The sequence below is a fragment of the Moorena sp. SIO3I6 genome (genome assembly GCF_010672095.1).
This window is the reverse complement of sequence record NZ_JAAHHU010001388.1, coordinates 1-1,351: the sequence shown is the minus strand read 5'-3', so window position 1 is coordinate 1,351 and position 1,351 is coordinate 1. Positions and strand designations below refer to the sequence as shown.

Below are 1,351 nucleotides of genomic sequence, written 5' to 3'. Positions count from 1 at the left end.
TGTTTCCTCAGGTGCGGGAGCAGCCTACTCAGATTTTGGGGATATGGGCTTTGCTGATATTTTTGAAAGCTTCTTCAGCGGCTTTGCTGGTGGTATGGGTCAGCAAACTGGTCGTAGGCGTAGTGGCCCGGTGCGTGGTGACGACCTGCGACTAGACTTGAAGCTGGCTTTCAAGGAAGCTATATTCGGTGGTGAAAAGGAAATCCGCATTCCTCACCTAGAAACTTGTAAAGTCTGTAACAGCACAGGGGCAAAGCCAGGAACTCGAGCCCGCACTTGCCCAACCTGTAACGGTACAGGTCAAGTACGGCGTGCTACTCGTACCCCTTTTGGTAGTTTCACCCAAGTCTCAGTCTGTCCTACCTGTAACGGTGAAGGTCAAATCATTGAGGATAAGTGTGAAGCCTGTGGTGGTGCTGGTCGTAAACAAGAAACCAAAAAACTGAAAATCACCATTCCAGCAGGGGTGGATAATGGCACCAGGCTACGGGTTTCTAAAGAAGGGGATGCTGGATTACGTGCTGGTCCACCAGGAGACCTATACGTTTATCTATTTGTAAACGAAGACAGCCAGTTTCAGCGGGATGGCATTAACATTCTGTCTGAAATGAAAATTAGCTATTTACAAGCAATTTTAGGCTGTATTATCGAAGCAGAGACAGTAGACGGTCCAGTGGAATTAACTATTCCACCCGGTACTCAACCCAATACTGTATTAACTTTAGAGAATCACGGTGTCCCAAAATTGGGCAACCCAGTCAGTCGGGGCGATCACCTAATCACGATTTTGATAGATATCCCCACTCGGATTAGCCCTGAGGAAAGGGAATTGCTAGAGAAGCTAGCGAAAATTAAGGGTGAGCGCACTGGTAAAGGTGGTATCGAAGGATTCTTGGGAGGGTTGTTTGGCTCATGAGTGGACTAGCCTCCTCGCAGATGAGTTCATTACCTGATGATCAACTGGATCTGCGGGGTACCCCTTGCCCGATTAACTTTGTTCGCACTAAACTCTATCTAGAAAAAATGGCTCCAGGTGCCCTATTAGAAGTGTGGCTCGACCCAGGAGAACCCATTGAACAGGTTCCTGATAGTCTGACTATGGAGGGTTACCCCATAGAGGGTGTTGAAGAACGCGATCGCTATTTTGCTCTGAAGGTGCGTCGTCCACACCAGCATCTTCATGATTGAATTAGAATACACTAATTCGTCAAACTTGTCAACCCGTTGGCTGGGTACCGTGCTGGCGGTTCAGGCAAATTTCTATCAGGTGCGTTTAGATCAGTTGAAGGTTGACAAGTTGGAGGTTGTAGGTTGTGAAGATAACCTTCAAGCAAATAACCTACAACCTTCA

The 1,351-nt window shown here is 47.4% G+C and carries 2 protein-coding genes; both read left to right on the top strand.

Features of this window, described 5'->3' with window-relative positions:
- Nucleotides 1-916: molecular chaperone DnaJ (gene dnaJ, locus F6K49_RS49585; protein ID WP_293110152.1), on the top strand; the 916-nt coding region annotated here is incomplete at its 5' end.
- Nucleotides 913-1,188, top strand: coding sequence for a sulfurtransferase TusA family protein (locus F6K49_RS49580; protein ID WP_293059785.1), 276 nt, complete (start codon nt 913-915; stop codon nt 1,186-1,188). The genes dnaJ and F6K49_RS49580, both read left to right, overlap by 4 nt.
- Nucleotides 1,189-1,351 lie beyond the last annotated feature (163 nt).

What these genes read in the sequence shown, in the direction of transcription:
- F6K49_RS49580 (WP_293059785.1), top strand. Translation starts at nt 913, where the DNA reads ATGAGTGGACTAGCCTCCTCGCAGATGAGTTCATTACCTGATGATCAA.